This window comes from Arthrobacter sp. B0490, assembly GCF_002929355.1.
Taxonomy (GTDB): domain Bacteria; phylum Actinomycetota; class Actinomycetes; order Actinomycetales; family Micrococcaceae; genus Arthrobacter_D.
Window position 1 is genome coordinate 1 of sequence record NZ_PJIR01000145.1, and the last position, 556, is coordinate 556.

At 56.1% G+C, this 556-nt stretch carries 1 protein-coding gene; it reads right to left on the bottom strand.

Translation table 11 applies throughout. From position 1 onward, the window contains the following. Nucleotides 1-556, bottom strand: a 556-nt coding sequence (locus tag CXQ97_RS21165; RefSeq protein ID WP_181035169.1) for a hypothetical protein, incomplete at both ends; no start/stop codon positions are given.

The window sequence follows — 556 nt, forward strand, 5'->3', positions numbered from 1 at the left end:
TGCAGCTCCTCGCTGCGCTGCGCCGGGCTGTCGCCCCAGCGCCGCTTTTGCCCCCAGTAACATTGCTCAAGGAAGGCTTGCAGCTCGCTGTCCTTGAAATAGTTCCAGGCCAGGTACAGTCCTTCGATAATCAGCAGTAGCCAGTTCACTGGCACGATGCGCAAGGTGAACCACTTGATCGCCTGTTCGGTGGTCCATTTCCCAGTCAGCGCCATATAGGTAGCATAACCACCCAGGCCGGTTTGAGCGCTCATTACACCGAAGACTGCACCATCATGCCCCAAACGTGCCCAATGATCAGCCGTCCAATAGGCACCGTCTTTATGCATTTCAGCGGAAAGTTTGAGTAAATCGAAAACGGCTCCAAGAGTGGCCAATACACCAGTAGTAAAACCAAACAGCGTTACGATGGGAGCCTTAGCACCGAACTTGCTGATTTCAACCCGCCCAGTCGCCTCCCACGCCGCACCGATCACTGCCGATAGCGCCGCCCCTACCTTGAGGTTTTCGGCCAGATGTTCACGACTACGCACCTCATCATGCTCGCGCCCCTGGT